Raw genomic sequence first — 19,380 nt, 5'->3', positions numbered from 1 at the left:
AAATTACATATCGGAGTGGAGGAATTATTAAATGGGTATTCGTACAGGAGCGCAATATATTGATGGACTAAGATCTAGGAAGCCAGAAGTATGGCTAGGTGGAGAAAAAGTAGAAGATATCGTAAACCATCCAGTTTTCAAACAACCGATTCTAGAGATTGCAAAATTATATGATATGCAGTTCGATCCAGCTTATCAAGACAAAATCACACATATTTGTGATGAAACTGGTGAGCGAATTTCTAATGCATTTTTAGTGCCTAAGTCATCTGAAGATATTAAAAAGCGTGGAGATTTGTTCGAAGCATATGCAAAATCAACATTTGGTTTAATGGGAAGAACACCAGATTTCTTGAACATTGTTTTAACTTCAATGGCAAGTAATTCATGGTTTTTAGATAAATATAATCCAGAGTGGTCAAAAAATGTCCAAAATTATTTCAAATTTGTTCGTGATAACGACATCTTCTTAACGCACGCAATTATTAACCCACAAAATGATCGTAGCAAGCCATCTTATGAACAAAAAGATTTATTTACTCATTTAGGTGCTGTTGAAGAAACGGTTGATGGATTAGTCGTTAGAGGGGCTAAAATGCTTGCAACATTAGCACCAATTACAGATGAAGTCATTATTTATTCATTCCCTGGATTCCACGAAGGTGATGAGCGATATGCTTTAGCATTTGCACTTCCGATTGACACGCCGGGATTAAAGATTTTATGTAGAGAGCAAATGCAAGATGGTAAAAGATCATTTTTTGATCATCCATTAGCATCTAGATTCGAAGAGATGGATGCTGTCCTTGTATTTGAGGATGTAGTAATTCCTTGGAATCGTGTGTTTATTCATAATAATGTTGAAGCTGCAAATAATCTATATCCAAAAACAGGTATTGCACAACAGCCTGCTCACCAGTCTGGCGTAAGAGGCTACGTAAAATTAGCTTTTGCAGTAGAGGTAGCATGCAGGTTAGCTGATTCAATTGGAGTAGATGTTTATTTAAATGTCCAAAATGACTTAGGTGAATTACTACAATCAGTTGAAACAATTCGTGCTTTACTTCGAGTTTCCGAAATAGAGTATGAGACATTACCTTCAGGCGAAGTAAGACCGGCATGGGAACCACTTGAGACGATTCGTGGCTTGCTTCCAACTATGTACCCAAGAGCAATTGAAGTGATTCAAACAATTGGTGCAGGTGGCTTATTAATGTCACCAACAGAAGCAGACTTTGAACATCCTGAGCTAAGAGATGCTATGGATAAATACTATGTTGGACGTGAAGGTGTATCCTCTTTAGACCGAGTTCAATTATTCAAACTTGCATGGGATTTATGTGGAGAAGCTTTTGGACAAAGAGCACTTCAATATGAAAGATATTATACGGGTGACCCAATTCGAAAAAGAGCCATTTACTATAACCAAATGAAACGTAAGAAAACGTTTAGTATGGTGGACGATGCATTAAACGGAGCAAAAAACTTAAAAGGAGTATCGACTAATCTAGCGAATTCTAAAGTTAACTGATTAATTTTAGAAAGCAGGGATTTTATGAGATTTTTTAGCATCAAAGAGGAGGGGATCTAATGATCTCTTCAGTTCAAAAGATTTCTAGAATATTAGATTGCTTTACAGAAGAAGAACCAGTCCTAGGAAATTTAGAAATAGCTGAAAAGTTAAATATGAATGCAAGCTCGGTCCATCATTTAGTTCGAACTCTTTGTGCTGAAGGGATTTTAATTCAGGATAGTAAGAAAAAGTATCGACTTGGTTGGAAGCTGCTTGAATGGAGTAATCACGTTATGTATCAACAAGACATATATAGTGAAGCCATTCCATTATTAGAAAATCTACTGAAAAATTATGATAGTACCGTTCATATCGGAATGTTTGATAAAGGGGACGTAAGATTTGTCTTAAAAGTTTCCTCTAAACATTCGATACCTGTCCCAACATTTATAGGAGCTAAACGGCCTGCATATTGTACGAGTACTGGTAAAATTCTACTATCATATAATCCAGCATACCTAAAAACAACGATTGAAAAAGGCTTTAAAGCTTATACAACAAATACAATTACGACTATTGATGCATTAAAAAAAGAAATGACTGCGATTAAAGAGAATGGCTATAGCATTAGCAACAATGAAAATGATCTAGGATTATTCGGAATTGCAGCGCCAATTCAAACATATACTGGTCAAACTTTTGCAGCATTAAATATGGTTGGACCTGTTTCGTATATGATGAGCCAAGACATTGGTCGAATGATTCAGGATGTTGTGAAAACTGCTAAAACAGTCTCAAATCAGCTTGGTTATATTAATGCATAATGATAGCGCTTACTTAAGTTCAAATAAAAATAAATTAATTGGAGGATTAGAGATGAATCTTAAAAGTCGAGTTTTTAATATTTTCAAATTGATTGAGGATAATAAAGAGCTATTAAAACCACCAGTTAATAATAAAGTTATTTGGGAAGATTCAGAGTATGCCGCAATGATTATTGGAGGACCAAATAAACGTAGAGACTTCCATATTGATCCTGCAGATGAATTTTTCTATCAAATTAAAGGCAATTGCTATGTTGAATGTATTACACCGGATGGTAAGCGTGAAGTTGTAACAGTTGGAGAAGGTGAAATTTTTATGCTTCCTTCTTTTGTTCCACATTCACCTCATAGAGTAAAAGATTCATATGGAATTGTGCTTGAACGAAAAAGAGCAGAAGGTGAATTAGAAAGCTTTGTTTGGTTCTGTGATGAGTGTAATGAAGAGATGCATAAAACGACAGTTCAATTAACGGATATTGGTACGCAAGTAAAAGAAGCGATTGAACAATTTAATGCTAGCCTTGAATTAAGAACATGTAAAAACTGTGGTCATGTCATGAAAGAGGAAGCGGATGAATGGGTATGCGTATAGACTTTCATACACACATAATTCCTGAGGATTTACCGAATTTTTTTGAAAAATACGGTCATGAAAGATGGCCAATTTTACAACCAACATGTTCATGCGGTGCCAATATTATGGTTGCTGGAAAAGTATTTAGGGAAGTAACTGATCAAGTTTGGAGTCCTGAAAAAAGAATTGAGGATATGAATAATGAAGATGTAACAATGCAAGTGCTATCTCCAATTCCAGTTACCTTTTCGTATTGGGCACCAGCTCCAGCTGCATTGGAAATGGCTCAAATTCAAAATGATTTCATTGCAAATACAGTTAAAAAGAATCCTTCAAAGTTTATTGGATTAGGGACAGTACCAATGCAGAACGCTGAAATAGCTATTAGGGAAATGGATCGCTGTATTCATACACTTGGATTAAGTGGACTGGAAATTGGTACAAATGTAAATGGAACAAATTTAGACAGTGACGAGTTTAGTCCATTTTTTGAAATGGCTGAAAAATGGAATGTCCCATTGTTTATTCATCCGTGGGAAACATTAGCGAAGGATCGTACACCCGATCATAACTTTATGTACACGGTTGGAATGCCGAGTGAAACAGCTTTAGCTGCTGCTAGCTTAACATTTGGTGGAGTGATTGAAAAATATCCAAAATTAAAGATTTGTTTTGCACATGGCGGAGGTTCATTCCCATTTATTCTACCTAGATTAGATCAAGGATGGAAGGTTTGGCCTCATTTGCGCAAAACTGCCTATCCACCAAGTCATTATGTAAGTAATTTCTATTTTGATTCTCTTCACTATGATCCTATTAATATTCAATTTTTAATTAACCGATTTGGTTATGACAAAATTGTAATGGGCTCGGATTATCCTTTCTTATTAAGAGAAACGCCACCTGGAAGAGTGATTAATCAAATGGATATTAATAAAGAAATGAAAGAAGCGATTTTAGGAAAAAATGCCCTGAAATTTTTAAATATTAAGGAGGCAGATTTAGTTCATGGAAAACAAAGTATTGACTCCAGAAGATAGATTAATCAGTTTAGGTTATGCACTTAAACCAATAAGACCGGCTTCAGGTAATTATGTAAAGTCTGTTCGTACAGGTAATTTACTATTTACATCTGGTCAAGGTGTAGATGAATACCATGGCAAAGTTGGACGAGAGTTGACGCTAGAGGAGGGATATGCTGCTTCCAAAGAGTCAATGTTAAATTTAATTAGTGTATTAAAGTATGAATTAGGTGAACTTTCGAAAGTAAAACGAATTGTCAAAATCTTAGGCTTTGTAAATAGTACAGAAGATTTCTATGATCATCCGAAAGTGATGAACGGAGCTTCTGACCTTTTAGTAGAAGTGTTTGGTGAAAGAGGAAAACATGCTAGATCAGCTGTTGGGATGGCACAGCTTCCACATAATACAGCGATCGAAATTGAAATGGTTGTAGAAATAGAGGATTGAAAAATTTGGTGACACTCGTGTCACCTTTTATTCTATTAGAATGGTAGGTGCCTATTATGCAAGTTACAGAGAAGAAAAATAAAACATTACCGATTGATTGTAAGCATTTTATTGATGGACAATATATTCCTTCTTTTAATCAAAAAACATTTTTAAATATTAATCCTGCGACTGAAGAAGTATTAGGTTCTGTTTCTGAAGGTGGCGAGTTAGAAATTGATTTGGCAGTAAAGGCAGCAAAACGAGCGGTAAAGGGTGAGTGGAAACAATTTACTAGCAATCAAAGAGCGGCAGTATTAAGAAAAATTGGCGACGGAATATTAGCTCGAAAAGAAGAATTAGCAGCTTTAGAGGCAATGGACACTGGAAAGCCATATGATCTTGCTTTAGAAGTTGATATTACTAGATCGGCTCACAATTTTTATTTTTTCGCTGATTATATTAAAACGTTAAGCTCTGAATCTCATATGCAAGACCAAACTGCCTTACATTATACATATCGTAGACCTGTTGGTGTCGTAGGAATGATTAACCCATGGAATCTACCTTTACTACTTTTAACATGGAAGCTTGCACCTTGTTTAGCGGCTGGCAATACAGCGGTTATGAAGCCCGCAGAATGGACACCAATGACAGCTACAGTTTTAGCTGAAATTTGTAAAGATGCAGGCGTACCTGACGGTGTTGTGAATGTAGTACACGGATTTGGAGCAAATGCGGCAGGCTCAGCTCTAACAGAACACAGCGATGTTGATGCCATCACATTTACTGGTGAAACAAAAACAGGTTCAGCAATTATGAAGGCGGCAGCTCCAACGTTAAAAAAATTATCGTTTGAGCTTGGTGGAAAAAATCCAAACATTATCTTTGCTGATTCTGATTTAGACGAAGTGATTGAAACAACTTTAAAATCATCTTTTATGAATCAAGGAGAAGTTTGTTTATGTGGATCTAGAATTTATGTTCAGAGATCAATCTTTGATGAATTTATTGATAAATTTGTCGCAAAAACAAAGGAATTAAAAATTGGCGATCCGTTTGAAGAAGGTACAAAAGTCGGTGCGGTAATTAGTAAAGAACATTACGAAAAAGTATTATCTTATATCGAAATTGCAAAAGAAGAAGGCGGAACTATTTTAACGGGTGGCAGTAGACCAGCATCAATTGAAAAAGGATGCTTTATCACACCAACAATCATTACTGGACTAAGTCGTGATTCTAGATGTGTAAGAGAAGAAATATTTGGTCCAGTCGTAACAGTTATGCCTTTCGATTCAGAAGAAGAAGTGATTGAATGGGCAAATGACACTCATTATGGTTTAGGAGCTACAATTTGGACAAATGATTTACGCAGAGCCCACCGTGTTGCTCATCAAATTGAGGCTGGAATTATTTGGGTAAACACTTGGTATTTAAGAGATTTACGTACACCATTTGGGGGTATGAAGCAAAGCGGTTTAGGTCGTGAAGGTGGAATTCATAGCTTTGAGTTTTATAGTGAATTATCGAATATCACGATTAAATTATAAGAATTAAAAAGGGGGCTAAAGAAAGTGAAGATTACTAGTGTAGACGAGCTTACGATTCTGCTACAAGAAGCAGAAGAGAGTGGAGTTAGTATAAAAGCTTTAACTGAGATTTTTCCTGGTTTAACTGAAAGGGAAGCCTATCAAATTCAATTAACGAATGTCGAAGAAAAATTGAAAAAAGGGCAAAAAATTATCGGAAAAAAAATTGGATTAACTTCGATTGCCATGCAGGAGTTATTAGGGGTAGATGAACCAGATTACGGTCACTTACTAACAGATATGAATATTCCTAATTTCGGTGAAGTTCAAGTTTCAAATTTGATTTTACCAAAAGTAGAAGCTGAAATTGCTTTTGTCTTAAAAAAGGATTTAATCGGTCCAAATATTACATTTGAGGATGTAGTTAATGCAACAGATTATATTGTACCTGCATTAGAGGTTGTTGATAGTAGAATCGAAAATTGGAAAATTCGATTAGTGGATACAGTAGCCGATAACGCATCATCATGCTTATTTGTTCTTGGCAATGAGCGCTTCGATGTAAAAGAAATTGACTTACCGAATGTTACGATGGAATTATATCGTAACGAAGAATTGATGAATTCAGGCAAGGGAGAAGCAGTGTTAGGAAACCCAATTCATTGTGTAGCATGGTTAGCAAATAAATTAAGTGAATTTGGAATCTCGCTAAATGCAGGAGAAATTATTTTATCAGGAGCTTTATCAGCTGCAATTAATGCAAATGCTGGGGACCTATTTACTGCGAAGTTTCCATTATTAGGTGACGTCTCGATTTCATTTAAATAAATGAGGTGGTAATTATGAATAAATTAAAAGTCGGAATCATTGGTTCGGGGAATATTGGAACAGATTTAATGATGAAATTACAGAATAATCCATTTCTAGAATTAACAACGATGGTCGGAATTGATCCAGAATCTGATGGATTAAACCGTGCTAAGGAATTAGGGATTGAAGTAATCGATAATGGTATTCAAGGATTCATTGAACGAAAAGAACTGGCTGATTTATTGTTTGATGCAACTTCTGCAAAGGCTCATTTTCATCATGCAAAAGTACTTGGTGAATTAAAGAAGCGCGTGATTGATTTAACGCCAGCGGCAATTGGACCATTTGTCGTACCACCTGTAAATTTAGGTTCACATATAATCGAAAGCAATGTCAATTTAATAACATGTGGTGGGCAAGCAACGATCCCAATCGTTCATGCGGTAGGTCAAATTGCAGAAGTTGAGTACGCAGAAATCGTTGCTACAATTAGCTCTAAAAGTGCAGGTCCTGGTACACGTGCTAATATCGATGAGTTTACTGTTACAACGGCTCGAGGACTTGAGGAAATTGGTGGAGCTAAAAAAGGAAAAGCGATCATTATTTTAAATCCGGCAGAACCGCCAATTATGATGAGAGATACAGTTTATTGTAAAGTTACGAATGAAGATTTTAACCATCAAAGCATGATTCATTCCGTTAAACAAATGGTGAAAAAGGTTCAAGCTTATGTGCCAGGATATCGTTTAAGAATGGATCCAATTATAGATGGTTCAACTATAACTGTTTATTTAGAAGTTCAAGGATCAGGTGACTACTTACCTAGCTATGCAGGAAACTTAGATATTATGACTGCATCAGCAGTAAAAGTAGCAGAAGAGATAGCACAATATGAAGTTGTAAAAACTGTTTAAAAAAGTGCCTAAAGAAAGTGAGGGAGTGCAATGTTTGGAAAAGAAGTCATTGTAACTGAAGTAGCACTTCGAGATGGAAGTCATGCAATTGCACATTCATATACAGTAGATCAAGTTGTTCGAATTGCGAAGGCTCTTGATGATGCAAAAATGCCTTTTATTGAAGTATCTCATGGAGATGGTTTAGGTGGTTCTTCATTACAATATGGTTTATCAACAACAAATGAATTTGAATTGATTGAAGCAGCGGTTAATTCATGTAATCACTCAAAGATTGCTGTCTTACTATTACCTGGTATTGGAACAGTAAAAGAATTAAAAACGGCAGCAAAAATCGGAGCAAAAATGGCTCGTATAGCTACCCATGTTACTGAAGCTGATGTTTCAAAACAACATATTTCTATGTCGAAAGAGCTTGGATTAGAAACTGTCGGATTTTTAATGATGTCCCATATGGCACCTGTTGAAAAATTAGTAGAACAAGCCAAATTGATGGAAAGTTATGGTGCGGATGTCGTCTATATGGTTGACTCTGCAGGAGCGTTTCTTCCACATGAAGTAAAAAAACGTATTGCTGCTTTAAGAGGCTCTCTTAATATTGAAGTTGGTTTCCATGCACATAATAATCTTTCTCTAGCGATGGCCAATACACTAGTAGCGATTGAAGAAGGAGCTACTAGAATTGATGGAAGTGTACGTTGCTTAGGTGCAGGTGCGGGAAATACACAAACAGAAGTGTTAATTGGTGTATTAGAGCGATTAGGAATCAAGACAGGAATTGATTTCTATAAGATGATGGACTTAGCAGAGGAAATCGTTGCACCAATTCTTCAAACACCACAAGAGATTACAAAAGGTAGTCTAATTTTAGGCTATGCAGGAGTATATTCTAGTTTTCTATTACATGCCAATCGAGCAGCTAAAAAATGGAATGTTGATGCAAGAGATATTTTAATTGAATTAGGAAAACAAAAAGTAGTCGGTGGGCAAGAGGATATGATTCAAGAAGTAGCTTGTATGTTAGCAAATAAAAAATTGTCTGTTTTTTGAGAGGAGAAGAGTTTTATGATAACTGAAATCGCGAATAAAATATATATGCACCAAAAAAACGGTCTAGAAATGGATAAAATTACGATTGAACATCCAGAATTAAATGTTAATAATGCTTACGAAATTCAAAAATTAAGTATTGATAATGCGATTAAAAATGGTGATTCATTAATTGGTTGGAAAATGGGATTAACAAGTATTGCTAAACAAAAATCAGTTAATGTTGATGAGCCGATTTATGGACGCTTAACAAAATCGATGGAATTAGAAGAAAATGAATTAACGATGGAAGGTTCAATTCATCCTAGGGTTGAGCCAGAAATCGCATTTATGATTAACAAGCCATTATTTGGACATGATGTAACAGCAAAAGATGTATGGGAAGCAACTGAGTATATTGTACCTGCATTAGAAGTAATCGATAGTCGATATAAAAATTTCTCATTTACACTGACAGATGTAGTAGCAGATAATGCATCTTCATCTAAATTTATAATCGGTAAACAACAATATTCACCTACATATACTTCTTGGGATGAAATTAATGTTGAATTATATAAAAATGGCGTTAAAGTACAAAGTGGAGTAAGTTCTGATGTACTAGATCATCCTGTAGAATCTGTCGTAAAGTTAGTGCAGATGCTAAGTAAAAACGGTGAACAAATTGAGCCAGGGATGATTATCTTAACGGGTGGTATTACAGAAGCGATCCACGTTGAAGAAGGCGATATTGTAGAAGCACGTTTTGATGGAATCGAGACAATGTCACTACAAGTAACGAGGTAGTACATTATGCCAATCATCCAAATTCAACTGATTGAAGGTAGAAGTCCAGAATTAAAAAAACAATTAATGAGAGAAATAAATGAAGTTGTTTGTCGTACATTGGATGTTCAGCCAACACAGGTAAGAATTTTAATAAATGAATTCGAAAAAGAAAATTGGTCCGTTGGTGGAGTTGCAAAGGATGAGTAAAAAAAGTCCCTTTTTTCTGACTTAGAAACGTTAAGTCCAGACTATTATATAAAATTTAATAATCTACATTTAGCGTGTATTTTTTTAAGTTTTAAAAATGGTGAACTTTCTTGGAATACATTATTATTAGCATCTGGCCACTACTCAGACGCTTCTCAATGTGAAATTGACTGTACGTTTTTTTATGAAATGCTAAACAAATATGAAAATAGCTTGCAGTCATTTGAATTAAAAAGTGAACAAGTTAATGAAATAGAAGGAATGTTAAGTGATGAAATTGATAAAATAATAGAGATTTATAAAGTATTCCAAATGTATTATTCAAAGTATTTAATGGAAGAAAAAAATAAGCCAAATCCAACTTAAATCGGATTTGGCTTTATTTTTATTGAGCTTTTTTCGCTCTATTTTCTTTTACTTCAAAAGTTAACTTTTCTTTACCCATTAAGATAATTGCAATAAAACCTAAAGTAATTGGAATTAGTGTCCATTTAAATGTAGTCGCAACAGAATGGGCCATCGCTTCTGAGATTTTATGAAGTACTTCTGGTGGAATTTTAGCTCTAGCATCAGCGGATAATAATGCACGTGAGTCAACTTTTCCTCCAAATCCACCTAAATTACCAAGTAAATCACTTAATTTATTTTTAAATACGTGGTTTTGAATTGTACCAAAAATAGTAACACCAATTGTCATACCTAATGTTCTAAAGAAAGTATTTGTTGATGTAGCGATGCCTCGTTTTTGAGGTTCGATTTTGTGTTGAGTTGCCATACTTAATAGTGAGAATGAACAACCCATTCCAAGTCCAGCGATAATCATGTAAAACGTTACTGTTGATCGAGCTGTATTAGTATCTAATGTGCTTAATAAATACATTCCAATAAAGAATAAAACAACTGAAACTAACATAATGCTTCTATAACTAAATTTACGTACCGATTGTCCTGCTACCTGGCTACCTACAACTGAACCAAGCATCATCGGAATAAGAATGATACCAGAATTTGTAGCTGTACCACCATAAACTGATTGAACAAAAAGTGGAATTAATACGGTCGTAATAATAAAAGCAGAACCGTAGAAAAATGCAACACCTTGAGTTGCCGCAAATAGCTGCTTTTTAAATAAGCTAAATGAGATAATTGGCTCTTCAACTTTTCTTTCAATTAGAATAAATGCGATAAACAATACTGTAAAGATGGCAAATAAGGAAATAATTGGACCGGAATTCCAATCATATTCATTTCCACCCAGTTCAAGTGCAAACATTAAACTGACAACTGAACCAACAAGTGTAATTGCACCAAACCAGTCGATTTTAAGTTTTCTAAGGTGCAGATTTTCTTTATAAAACTGAGAAATTAAATATAAAGAAATAATACCTAAAGGTAAGTTGATATAGAAAATCCAACGCCAATCAATTTGATCTGTAATATATGCTCCTAAAAGTGGTCCAAATACACTAGAAAGACCAAAAACTGCGCCAAATAAACCAGTCATTTTTCCTCGTTTTTCAGGAGGGAAAATATCGAAAATAATTGTAAAGGCTATTGGCATTAGTGAACCTCCGCCAATTCCTTGTATCGCACGATAAACACTTAATTGAACAATGCTATTTGCTGTTCCACATAATGCAGAACCAATTAAGAAAATTAAAAGTCCTAATAAATAAAATCGTTTACGCCCATACATATCAGATAACTTTCCAAAAATCGGCATACTTGCCATAGTAGCAACCAAATATGCAGAGGTTACCCAAATAAATTGGTCTAAACCACCTAGTTCTCCAACAATTGTCGGCATCGAAGCTGAAACAATTGTGTTATCCATAGCCGCCATGAGCATTCCTAATAATAGACCTGCTACGACAAAGCCAACCTTACTGTCTTTTGAAACCATTAAGTTTCCCCCTTATTTAATTTCTGTGTCTCTTTTGGAATCAATTCATTAATATCATTCCAAAATTTAAATAATAGTGTTAACTCTTTGTCATCATACTGGTTAAAAATATTAGAAAGAGAGTCAGATAATGGTTTAAAAAGCTCTGCTAATTCATCATCACGTTCATATACAGGTTGAATAATTACTCGTCTACGATCATTAGGATCTTGAATACGTTCAACAAAGTTGACTTTTTCAAGTCGGTCAATAACCCCTGTTATAGCACCAGTAGATAGATGTGTTAATTGAGATAACTTTCCAGCTGTAATCGGACCAGTGTGGCAAAGTAATTCTCGACATCGTAAATCAGTCGCATTTAAATGAAGGTTTGAGGCAAGCCCTTCGTTAAAAAGAACGATTGAAGTGTTAAATTTTCTAAATTCCATAATCAGAGATGGAATAAATTCACTTCGAATGATTGGGTTTTCTGACATTTCATTATCTCCTTAAAATAGGAAGTACTATAAAAAGTTAACGTAACTAAATATCTTAGTAACTAAAATAATTATAATTCAAAGAAACCAATTAAAGTAGAAATTGTGAGTATTTTAACCAAAATTTAATTTAGTATTAAAATATGATTTTTGGACATTTTTTAAGTATGTTTTAGGTTAAAGGGTTTAGGTTATTTAAATAGAAATAGGTTATTTCTAGGGATTGGGAGATAGGTAAAAAGTCACGATGATATCAGATCTATTTTTATGAACTTACTTCACCAATTAATTTTTTCAATAATTAAGTGTCCTTTAACGAATGCTATAAAAGGAAGTTAATGAAAAAAAGTGTAGGTGTTCAAAAGTGAAAAAGAATATTGAATTTGTACCTTATCGTACTTCCTGGGAAGAAGATTTTCAGTCGGAAAAAAAGGCAATTGATCTATTATTACCGGAGAAAGCAGCAATTTATCATATAGGGAGTACTTCAATTCCGAATATGTTTGCGATGCCAATCATTGACTTAATGATTGTAGTAAAATGCTTAAAAAAGTTTGATGAGTATAATGATGTTCTAAATACCTTAGGTTACGAACAATTGGGGGATCAATCCAAGCAAGACAGAAGATTTTTTATCAAATGTGATGATAATTGTAGCTTCCATATTCAAGTATACGAAAAAGGAAATGCTGCGGTTGAACGAAATATTGCATTTAGGGAATATATGATCGCGCATACGGATCAAGCAATGGAATATATAAAATTAAAAAAGGAACTTGCTAAAAACAAATCAGAATATAAAAGGGGACGAAAAGTATTTTTAGATGAAATCGATCGAAAGGCAAGTAAATGGAAGAAATAACACTCCTTCCATAGAAGGAAGGAGTGGCTTAACGATGTTCCTCATATTTCGTAAGAAGTGAAATTTCTTTTATTTGGGCGATTTGTTGTGAATTAAATGGTTTTGCAAAGTAAGCGTTAATATTATCTAGTAATTGTTCTTTATTTCGAGCTCCAACAGCTAACGATGAAACTGCTTTATGAGAAAGAACATATTGTAAAGCTAAGCTATGTAATGATTGTTCCTCATCTAGAAGTTGGAGAAGTTTTTGGATTATTTTATTACATTCTTGTTCTGAGTAAGACATATAGCCCTTGTTAGATAGTTTCTTTTCCCATTTACTTGTTAATAGCCCTTTTGCTACGGAACCGCGTGCAATGACAGAAATATTATGTTTTTCGAAAAGCGGAAAGAATTCTTCAGGCCTACGCTCTAGTACATTATATTGCATCATAACACCTTGAATAGATGAATGATTTACAAATCGATTAATAACATTCGGACGAATTGAAGAGATTCCATAATGGCGAATTAAGCCTTCTTTTACTAGTTCATCAAAAGTAAAAATAGTTTCTTCATATTGATCCTCGATTGTCCCACCGTGAAGTTGATAATAATCGATATAATCTGTATTTAGCCTTCTTAAACTATCTTTTACAGCTTCTTTAATATATGCTCTCGACGGATCCCAATACCATTTATTATCATTTGTATTATTCCAACGGTTTCCGACTTTCGTTGCAATAACCACTTGATCTCTACGACCTTTTAAAGCTTTTCCAACGATTTCTTCATTTTTACCAAAATCATATAAATCAGCTGTATCAAAGTAATTGATTCCAGCATCGATTGCGGCATGAATAGTTGAAATCGCCTCATTTTCTTCTGTCCCAAGAGACATACAACCTAAACCAATTTCAGATATTTCTAATAAAGTAGAACCAAGCTTACGTTTTTTCATATAAATCCCTCCAAATTTAATTGTAGGGAAAAGAGAATTATTTTACAACATAGAGAAGCTTACCATTGGAGTTTTGAATCCATTCTTGAACGGTTTTATATTGCATACCAATAACTTCGAGGGTTTTTAAAATTTCTGTTTTGGAGCCCACAAGGACAACAGAATTTTCCGTCATACACATTTTCATCAGACTACCTCATTTCAGAAAGTATTTTAATGAAATAAATGATAAAATGTATGTGACAACCATATAAATTAGAACAAGGTGATGAAAAAAATGAAAAAATTTGAAGAAAAAACACTAGCAGAAGAAAAAGTATTCACAGGAAGAGTTATATCTCTCTATCATCAAAAGGTAGAATTACCGAATGGAAATACAAGTACGCGTGAAATCGTAAAGCATCCCGGCGCAGTGGCTGTTATTCCAATTACAAATGAAGGAAAAATTGTTTTTGTTGAGCAGTACCGAAAAGCGCTAGAAAGAAGTCTTCTAGAAATTCCAGCGGGAAAATTAGAAAAAGGCGAAGAGCCACTTGTAACCGCTAAACGAGAGCTAGAAGAAGAGACTGGGTATGAAGCAGCTGAGTGGGAGCATATACAATCTTTTTATACTTCACCAGGGTTTGCAGACGAGTACATACATATATTTGTAGCAAAAGGTTTAAAGAAATTAGAAAATAGTGCTGCTTTAGACGAAGATGAATTTGTTGAAATTTTTGAGTTAACATTGGACGAGTGTCTAGATGAGTTAAAAAAAGGTTCAATTCATGATGCAAAAACATGTTTTGCAGTCCAATATTTACAATTATTACAAAAAAATTAAAATAAAATTAAAAATAATTCTCAAAATATGGTAATAAACATGGTAAAATAAAGTGACTTTTTTTGAGAGGATGAGTAGATGAGAATTTCGTCAATTAAAAAAACAGCTAAGAATCGTCTATCAGGTAATTGGGGAAAAGCGATTTTAACGCTTGTAGTTTTTTGGGTAGTACAAGGACTTATTCATATGGTTCTTAATGGACCAGTCAATTACCATTACAGTGGGAATTTATTTTTGGATCCAATGGATGATAAAGTGATAATTCCTGCAGGAGTGCAAACAGTCATTGATATTATCACTTGGATTGTAAACACATTACTAGGTTTTGGACTAATTGTTTACTTTTTAAACCTTATTCGTGATGAGGAAAAAAATTTATCGGACTTATTTTTCTATTTTAAAACTGGACATCAATTTATAAGAGGAATTATTGTTGGATTTTTGGTAGCCTTATTTACAATCCTATGGCTTATTTTATTAATAGTACCTGGTATAATTAAATCAATCGCTTATTCACAAGTTGGATATATTTTAAAAGATCATCCAGAAATTGGTGCATTAGATGCCATTACACTAAGTAGAAGAATGATGGATGGGTATAAATGGAAATTATTTTTATTATGGCTTTCATTCATCGGTTGGGGTCTATTAGTAATCATTACTATTGGGCTAGCTTTGTTTTATGTAGCACCATATTTTTCTGCAACTCAAGCACAATTTTATGAAGAAGTAAAAGAAGCTTACGAAGGAAAAAAAGAAACAATTTAAATAATATGATCTATTGAGACTAAAGACGTTAATTTTTTTAACGTCTTTTTTTAACGTTTTTAATGCTTATATTGAAAAAAAGCATTTTTATTAAGCCAAAATTAAAGAATTAAAGATAAAATAGAAAACAGGAAAAATGAATACAATAAGACAACTAATCAAATACGATGAAGGTGAGAATATTGTTTGTTAATGGTGAGCTTGGCACATATCACGTTCGAGTAAAAGGGGATGGCAAAGTCACAGTTCTTTTAGAATGTGGAATGATGCATACTCTTCATCAATGGAAGTATTTACAAGAAGAGTTGAGTAAATATGCCAAAGTTATAACATACGATCGCTTAGGTTATGGAAAAAGTGGAATATGGACAACAGAACGATCAACAGAGCAACAAGCTTTTGAATGCTATGATATTTTATTAGCATTAAATATTAAAAGTCCATTAATAGCTGTAGGGCATTCTCTGGGGGCATATATTGTATTCCAATTATCTCGGCTTTTTCCAAATGCTATCCAATCAATGATTTTACTCGACCCAACACATCCGACTCTAGAAGAACATGAGCAGAAATTATATGATAAGTTACTATATCAATTTGCGTTAATGATGAAGAGTGCGAATCAATTTAGGCTTACTAAGGCAATTCCTAATAAACTAATTAATAAAATAATGAAAAATGCCCCAGATAATCAGTTCGAAATGATTAGCGCAATTAAAAGCTATAAGCATTGGAAGACTGTTGTCAGTGAATGGAAGAACCTAAATTATAGTAATTTACGTATAAAGGATGCATTGAAAATAAAAATGAATATTCCTTTACTAGTATTAACAGCCTCCAATCAAAGTGGCTTACAGCTTAACCTGAAGAAAAAAAAGGAATTACTACATAAAGTTGAAAAATATCATAATGAATATTGTGAAACAACGAATCAAGGAAACCGTCAAACATTAGAAGGTTACACACATTCATCTATTTATGGAAATAATGAAGAAAATGCAAAATCGATCGGTCAAATCATAAAAAAACAAATTGAATTATTAAATTAAAACAAAGCTGTTTTAGTCGTTGCTTGACTTAAACAGCTTTTTTATGTTTTTTCAAAAATTTTGTTGAAATAATTAAATTTCGCAATCAGATGTTCGCCCCACGAAAAAGCGAGCATCCTGGAACGGAAATGATCACTCCTCTCCATAAAATAGGAAAAAGAGCTACTTTTTCTTTATTATTAATTTTCAACTTTTATAAATTAATAGAATAAATTACTTGTCCATTCATAAAATGAAGAGAGAATATAGTGCAGGAGATGATATCATGACAAGAAGCTCAGTCAAATCAACGATGAAAAAACATGTTAAAGATTATTTGTCACTCTATATTTTTGTTAGTGTGATCTTACTTTTTGGTGTAGTATTTGGAGCAGTCATCGTAAATAGTATGAATGTGAGTCAAAAGCAGGATATACTATCCTTTATTACACATTTTTTTGGACAAGTTAATAATGGAGATTATATTAGCGGAAATGAAGTGTTCCTTTCTAGCTATTCTTCTCATTTGAAGTTTTTAGCATTGATTTGGGTTTTAGGGATCTCAATTATCGGATTACCAATCATTCTTATTTTATTATTTATGAAAGGATTGGTAGTTGGATTTACAGTTGGATTTTTAGTCAATCAATTAGGTTGGCATGGTATTTTATTAGCATTTTCTTCTGTTTTTCCACAAAATGTTATCGTTTTACCATTATATATACTATTAACAGTTTTAGCAGTTCAGCTATCTATTCGAATGATTCGAAAACAATTTAAAAATGATAATGAACCAATTATGAAACAGTTAGTCTCGTATTCTATTGTCTTTGGTGTTGTTGCGGTTTGCTTAAGTATTGCAAGTATTATTGAGGCATATGGTTCAACTTATTTTTTAAAAGCCATCTCAGAAATAATTGTTTCAAAAAATTAACAAATAATTTTTGACACTTTCTCTTTCTTTGTTATAATTATTATCAAGTGGCGAGGGAGTGAAAAGAATGGAAGAACGAGTTGAACGAATAAAGAAACAACTACATTTAGCAGGATACAAATTAACACCACAACGGGAATCCACTGTTCGTGTTTTATTAGAAAACGAAGAAGATCACCTAAGTGCAGAAGATGTTTACCTCCTAGTGAAAGAAAAATCGCCAGAAATTGGACTTGCTACTGTTTATCGTACGTTAGAATTACTAACTGAGTTAACAATTGTTGATAAAATAAATTTTGGTGATGGCGTTTCAAGATACGACTTAAGACATGAAGGTGCACAACATTTTCACCATCATTTAATTTGCACGGTTTGCGGAGCAGTAGATGAAATTCATGAAAATCTATTAAGTGAAGTTGAAAAGACAGTTGAAGAACGTTGGAATTTTAAAATTAAAGATCATCGATTATCATTTCATGGTGTATGTCATCGTTGCCATGATCAAAACGAAGAGTAGTAAAATGATTTTAATCTAATTAAAATCATTTTATTTTTTGATTCTTAAAAGACGGAGCAGTTCAATAAAAAGAGTCTGCTCTTTTTCATGTTCTAAAAATGACACTGAATGATTAATGTTGATTTTTTAAAGTATGATTTGTCCAATTTTTGCATAGTATGTAGTAATGATGTCTTTACTTCTAGCAAAAGGTGGTGGTCATATGAAAAAAAGAGCAAGTATTGTTTTTAATGTAATAAAAGTTACAATTTTATTCATTACATGTACAATTTTATTTTATTTTGCTATTCAATGGATTCATTCTGAATATGAAAATATGCATCGATATGACCGACCAGAAGGCTCAATGTTAAAGGTGGACATTCATAAAAAGGATGGTGCTTTTAACCAATTGGTACGGTTTTATCAAAACGGGGAGTAATGAAATGTGACAACGACTGATAAAACACCTTTTAAAAAAGAATTTGATTTTGCAACGGAGGATTTTATCCATTTTATCCAAGTTGAAAAAGGTTTATCTAAAAATACAATTCTATCATATGGTAAGGATTTAGAAAGCTACGGAAAATATTTGGACGTTGTTGAAAATATAAATGGTCTCTCAAATATAACTAGGTTACATATTATTAGTTATTTAAAATATTTGAAAGAAAGAGATTTAACGGCTCGAACAATGGCTCGTCAACTAGCAACAATTCGCTCATTTCATCAATTTTTAATTCGTGAGGTTGATGGGATGAAAGACGATCCTTCACTATTAATAGAAATTCCAAAAGCGCCAAAAGTACTTCCAAAGGTTTTATCACTACAGGAAGTAGAGGCTTTATTAGAAGTACCTGAACACACTACATTTGGCTTAAGAGATAAAGCAATGTTAGAATTGTTGTATGCTACTGGCATGCGGGTGTCAGAGTTATTATCATTAAATCTATCTGACATTAATTTAACAATGGGATTTGTGCGATGTATAGGTAAAGGAAGTAAAGAACGAATTATTCCTTTAGGTAAGCTTGCGATTGAATCAATTGAAAATTATTTAAAATTGTCAAGAAATGAATTAAAGGGTAAAAAAAATAATGATGCATTTTTCTTAAATCATCATGGAAATAGAATGTCTAGACAAGGATTTTGGAAAAACTTAAAAAAACAAGCTGAAAAAGCAAATATTCAACATGAATTAACACCGCATACTTTACGTCATTCATTTGCAACACATTTATTAGAAAATGGCGCTGATTTAAGATCAGTTCAAGAAATGCTTGGACATGCAGATATATCTACAACTCAAATTTATACACATGTAACGAAAAATAGACTTAAGGATGTTTATAAAGAGTTTCATCCAAGAGCTTGATTTCAGACTGTTGACAAACGCTCGCTTTCTTCGTTGCTTCGCCTGTCTGCGGTGCTCATTACCGTCTAGGGTAACTCCGCTCCTCATCAGGCTTCGCGCCTCGAAAGACAACGCTTGCAATCAGTCTGAAAATCAAT

Annotated in this window: 24 protein-coding genes; 20 read left to right on the top strand and 4 right to left on the bottom strand. The window is 33.5% G+C overall.

Going from position 1 to position 19,380, the window contains the following annotated elements; genetic code table 11:
- The first annotated feature begins 31 nt into the window (after positions 1-31).
- The 12 genes from COI44_RS18825 to COI44_RS24280 all read left to right on the top strand — a co-directional run bounded on the left by COI44_RS18825 (position 32) and on the right by COI44_RS24280 (position 10,004).
- Positions 32-1,531, top strand: a complete 1,500-nt coding sequence (locus tag COI44_RS18825; protein WP_098429302.1) for a 4-hydroxyphenylacetate 3-hydroxylase family protein — start codon at positions 32-34, stop codon at positions 1,529-1,531.
- 59 nt (positions 1,532-1,590) lie between these two features.
- A complete protein-coding gene (locus COI44_RS18820; RefSeq protein ID WP_098233825.1) occupies positions 1,591-2,337 on the top strand; it encodes an IclR family transcriptional regulator in 747 nt (248 codons plus the stop codon).
- A 52-nt stretch (positions 2,338-2,389) separates the two neighbouring features.
- The gene (locus tag COI44_RS18815; protein ID WP_056475668.1) at positions 2,390-2,929 is read left to right on the top strand and encodes a 3-hydroxyanthranilate 3,4-dioxygenase; all 540 of its coding nucleotides are present in this window, start codon (positions 2,390-2,392) and stop codon (positions 2,927-2,929) included.
- Positions 2,914-3,951, top strand: a complete 1,038-nt coding sequence (locus tag COI44_RS18810) for an amidohydrolase family protein (protein WP_179887186.1) — start codon at positions 2,914-2,916, stop codon at positions 3,949-3,951. The genes COI44_RS18815 and COI44_RS18810 overlap by 16 nt, the downstream gene beginning before the upstream one ends.
- A complete protein-coding gene (locus COI44_RS18805) occupies positions 3,920-4,381 on the top strand; it encodes a RidA family protein (protein WP_098429301.1) in 462 nt (153 codons plus the stop codon). Before COI44_RS18810 ends, COI44_RS18805 begins: the two co-directional genes overlap by 32 nt.
- 56 nt (positions 4,382-4,437) lie before the next feature.
- Positions 4,438-5,910: an aldehyde dehydrogenase gene (locus COI44_RS18800; protein WP_098429300.1), complete on the top strand. Its 1,473-nt coding sequence runs from the start codon at positions 4,438-4,440 to the stop codon at positions 5,908-5,910.
- A 24-nt stretch (positions 5,911-5,934) separates the two neighbouring features.
- Positions 5,935-6,717 carry a 2-keto-4-pentenoate hydratase gene (locus COI44_RS18795; RefSeq protein ID WP_098429299.1) on the top strand — a complete coding sequence of 261 codons (783 nt, stop codon included), beginning with the start codon at positions 5,935-5,937 and terminating at the stop codon, positions 6,715-6,717.
- 14 nt (positions 6,718-6,731) lie between these two features.
- The gene (locus COI44_RS18790) at positions 6,732-7,613 is read left to right on the top strand and encodes an acetaldehyde dehydrogenase (acetylating) (protein WP_098429298.1); all 882 of its coding nucleotides are present in this window, start codon (positions 6,732-6,734) and stop codon (positions 7,611-7,613) included.
- A gap of 30 nt (positions 7,614-7,643) precedes the next feature.
- Positions 7,644-8,663 carry a 4-hydroxy-2-oxovalerate aldolase gene (gene dmpG / locus COI44_RS18785; protein WP_098429297.1) on the top strand — a complete coding sequence of 340 codons (1,020 nt, stop codon included), beginning with the start codon at positions 7,644-7,646 and terminating at the stop codon, positions 8,661-8,663.
- A 15-nt stretch (positions 8,664-8,678) separates the two neighbouring features.
- On the top strand, positions 8,679-9,449 hold the full coding sequence (locus COI44_RS18780) for a 2-keto-4-pentenoate hydratase (protein WP_098429296.1): 771 nt from the start codon (positions 8,679-8,681) through the stop codon (positions 9,447-9,449).
- Positions 9,450-9,455: 6 nt separating this feature from the next.
- Positions 9,456-9,638: a tautomerase family protein gene (locus COI44_RS18775; protein WP_098429295.1), complete on the top strand. Its 183-nt coding sequence runs from the start codon at positions 9,456-9,458 to the stop codon at positions 9,636-9,638.
- Positions 9,639-9,827: 189 nt separating this feature from the next.
- Entirely contained in the window at positions 9,828-10,004 is a 177-nt protein-coding gene (locus COI44_RS24280) for a hypothetical protein (RefSeq protein WP_179887185.1), read from the top strand.
- A 19-nt stretch (positions 10,005-10,023) separates the two neighbouring features.
- On the opposite strand, the gene COI44_RS18770 is transcribed toward COI44_RS24280, so the two are convergent.
- On the bottom strand, positions 10,024-11,541 hold the full coding sequence (locus tag COI44_RS18770; RefSeq protein WP_098429294.1) for an MDR family MFS transporter: 1,518 nt from the start codon (positions 11,539-11,541) through the stop codon (positions 10,024-10,026).
- Complete coding sequence (locus tag COI44_RS18765; protein ID WP_098429293.1) at positions 11,541-12,017, bottom strand: MarR family winged helix-turn-helix transcriptional regulator; 477 nt, start codon at positions 12,015-12,017, stop codon at positions 11,541-11,543. The genes COI44_RS18770 and COI44_RS18765 overlap by 1 nt, the downstream gene beginning before the upstream one ends.
- A 364-nt stretch (positions 12,018-12,381) precedes the next feature.
- Here COI44_RS18765 and COI44_RS18760 point away from each other — a divergent pair, with 364 nt between their 5' ends.
- On the top strand, positions 12,382-12,879 hold the full coding sequence (locus tag COI44_RS18760) for a GrpB family protein (protein ID WP_098429292.1): 498 nt from the start codon (positions 12,382-12,384) through the stop codon (positions 12,877-12,879).
- Positions 12,880-12,907: 28 nt separating this feature from the next.
- Here the strand turns inward: COI44_RS18760 and COI44_RS18755 are convergent, their stop codons facing one another.
- Together COI44_RS18755 and mciZ are read right to left on the bottom strand one after the other, a co-directional pair.
- Complete coding sequence (locus tag COI44_RS18755; protein ID WP_098429291.1) at positions 12,908-13,819, bottom strand: aldo/keto reductase; 912 nt, start codon at positions 13,817-13,819, stop codon at positions 12,908-12,910.
- 37 nt (positions 13,820-13,856) lie between these two features.
- Positions 13,857-14,006, bottom strand: a complete 150-nt coding sequence (gene mciZ / locus COI44_RS23935) for a Z-ring formation inhibitor MciZ (RefSeq protein WP_129688645.1) — start codon at positions 14,004-14,006, stop codon at positions 13,857-13,859.
- A gap of 90 nt (positions 14,007-14,096) precedes the next feature.
- On the opposite strand from mciZ, the gene COI44_RS18750 reads away from it, so the two are divergent.
- The 7 genes from COI44_RS18750 to xerD all read left to right on the top strand — a co-directional run bounded on the left by COI44_RS18750 (position 14,097) and on the right by xerD (position 19,243).
- A complete protein-coding gene (locus tag COI44_RS18750; protein ID WP_098429290.1) occupies positions 14,097-14,642 on the top strand; it encodes an NUDIX domain-containing protein in 546 nt (181 codons plus the stop codon).
- A 78-nt stretch (positions 14,643-14,720) separates the two neighbouring features.
- Positions 14,721-15,410 (top strand): DUF975 family protein, encoded by a 690-nt coding sequence (locus COI44_RS18745; RefSeq protein ID WP_098429289.1) that lies wholly within the window; start codon positions 14,721-14,723, stop codon positions 15,408-15,410.
- Positions 15,411-15,592: 182 nt separating this feature from the next.
- Positions 15,593-16,459 (top strand): alpha/beta fold hydrolase, encoded by an 867-nt coding sequence (locus COI44_RS18740; RefSeq protein ID WP_179887184.1) that lies wholly within the window; start codon positions 15,593-15,595, stop codon positions 16,457-16,459.
- A 265-nt stretch (positions 16,460-16,724) separates the two neighbouring features.
- Positions 16,725-17,372, top strand: a complete 648-nt coding sequence (spoIIM, locus tag COI44_RS18735) for a stage II sporulation protein M (RefSeq protein ID WP_098429287.1) — start codon at positions 16,725-16,727, stop codon at positions 17,370-17,372.
- Between the two features lie 67 nt (positions 17,373-17,439).
- A complete protein-coding gene (gene fur / locus COI44_RS18730) occupies positions 17,440-17,889 on the top strand; it encodes a ferric iron uptake transcriptional regulator (RefSeq protein WP_056466931.1) in 450 nt (149 codons plus the stop codon).
- Between the two features lie 202 nt (positions 17,890-18,091).
- A complete protein-coding gene (locus COI44_RS18725; RefSeq protein ID WP_056466929.1) occupies positions 18,092-18,310 on the top strand; it encodes a YqzK family protein in 219 nt (72 codons plus the stop codon).
- Positions 18,311-18,316: 6 nt separating this feature from the next.
- Positions 18,317-19,243, top strand: coding sequence for a site-specific tyrosine recombinase XerD (gene xerD / locus COI44_RS18720; protein WP_098429286.1), 927 nt, complete (start codon positions 18,317-18,319; stop codon positions 19,241-19,243).
- Positions 19,244-19,380 lie beyond the last annotated feature (137 nt).

This window comes from Bacillus sp. AFS088145 (genome assembly GCF_002564465.1).
Lineage (GTDB): Bacteria > Bacillota > Bacilli > Bacillales > Bacillaceae_G > Gottfriedia.
This window is presented reverse-complemented; position numbering and strand designations above follow the sequence as displayed.

What these genes read in the sequence shown, in the direction of transcription:
- COI44_RS18825 (WP_098429302.1), top strand. Translation starts at nt 32, where the DNA reads ATGGGTATTCGTACAGGAGCGCAATATATTGATGGACTAAGATCTAGG.
- COI44_RS18820 (WP_098233825.1), top strand. Translation starts at nt 1,591, where the DNA reads ATGATCTCTTCAGTTCAAAAGATTTCTAGAATATTAGATTGCTTTACA.
- COI44_RS18815 (WP_056475668.1), top strand. Translation starts at nt 2,390, where the DNA reads ATGAATCTTAAAAGTCGAGTTTTTAATATTTTCAAATTGATTGAGGAT.
- COI44_RS18810 (WP_179887186.1), top strand. Translation starts at nt 2,914, where the DNA reads ATGGGTATGCGTATAGACTTTCATACACACATAATTCCTGAGGATTTA.
- COI44_RS18805 (WP_098429301.1), top strand. Translation starts at nt 3,920, where the DNA reads ATGGAAAACAAAGTATTGACTCCAGAAGATAGATTAATCAGTTTAGGT.
- COI44_RS18800 (WP_098429300.1), top strand. Translation starts at nt 4,438, where the DNA reads ATGCAAGTTACAGAGAAGAAAAATAAAACATTACCGATTGATTGTAAG.
- COI44_RS18790 (WP_098429298.1), top strand. Translation starts at nt 6,732, where the DNA reads ATGAATAAATTAAAAGTCGGAATCATTGGTTCGGGGAATATTGGAACA.
- dmpG (WP_098429297.1), top strand. Translation starts at nt 7,644, where the DNA reads ATGTTTGGAAAAGAAGTCATTGTAACTGAAGTAGCACTTCGAGATGGA.
- COI44_RS18780 (WP_098429296.1), top strand. Translation starts at nt 8,679, where the DNA reads ATGATAACTGAAATCGCGAATAAAATATATATGCACCAAAAAAACGGT.
- COI44_RS18775 (WP_098429295.1), top strand. Translation starts at nt 9,456, where the DNA reads ATGCCAATCATCCAAATTCAACTGATTGAAGGTAGAAGTCCAGAATTA.
- COI44_RS24280 (WP_179887185.1), top strand. Translation starts at nt 9,828, where the DNA reads ATGCTAAACAAATATGAAAATAGCTTGCAGTCATTTGAATTAAAAAGT.
- COI44_RS18770 (WP_098429294.1), bottom strand. Translation starts at nt 11,541, where the DNA reads ATGGTTTCAAAAGACAGTAAGGTTGGCTTTGTCGTAGCAGGTCTATTA.
- COI44_RS18765 (WP_098429293.1), bottom strand. Translation starts at nt 12,017, where the DNA reads ATGTCAGAAAACCCAATCATTCGAAGTGAATTTATTCCATCTCTGATT.
- COI44_RS18755 (WP_098429291.1), bottom strand. Translation starts at nt 13,819, where the DNA reads ATGAAAAAACGTAAGCTTGGTTCTACTTTATTAGAAATATCTGAAATT.
- mciZ (WP_129688645.1), bottom strand. Translation starts at nt 14,006, where the DNA reads ATGAAAATGTGTATGACGGAAAATTCTGTTGTCCTTGTGGGCTCCAAA.
- COI44_RS18750 (WP_098429290.1), top strand. Translation starts at nt 14,097, where the DNA reads ATGAAAAAATTTGAAGAAAAAACACTAGCAGAAGAAAAAGTATTCACA.
- COI44_RS18745 (WP_098429289.1), top strand. Translation starts at nt 14,721, where the DNA reads ATGAGAATTTCGTCAATTAAAAAAACAGCTAAGAATCGTCTATCAGGT.
- spoIIM (WP_098429287.1), top strand. Translation starts at nt 16,725, where the DNA reads ATGACAAGAAGCTCAGTCAAATCAACGATGAAAAAACATGTTAAAGAT.
- fur (WP_056466931.1), top strand. Translation starts at nt 17,440, where the DNA reads ATGGAAGAACGAGTTGAACGAATAAAGAAACAACTACATTTAGCAGGA.
- COI44_RS18725 (WP_056466929.1), top strand. Translation starts at nt 18,092, where the DNA reads ATGAAAAAAAGAGCAAGTATTGTTTTTAATGTAATAAAAGTTACAATT.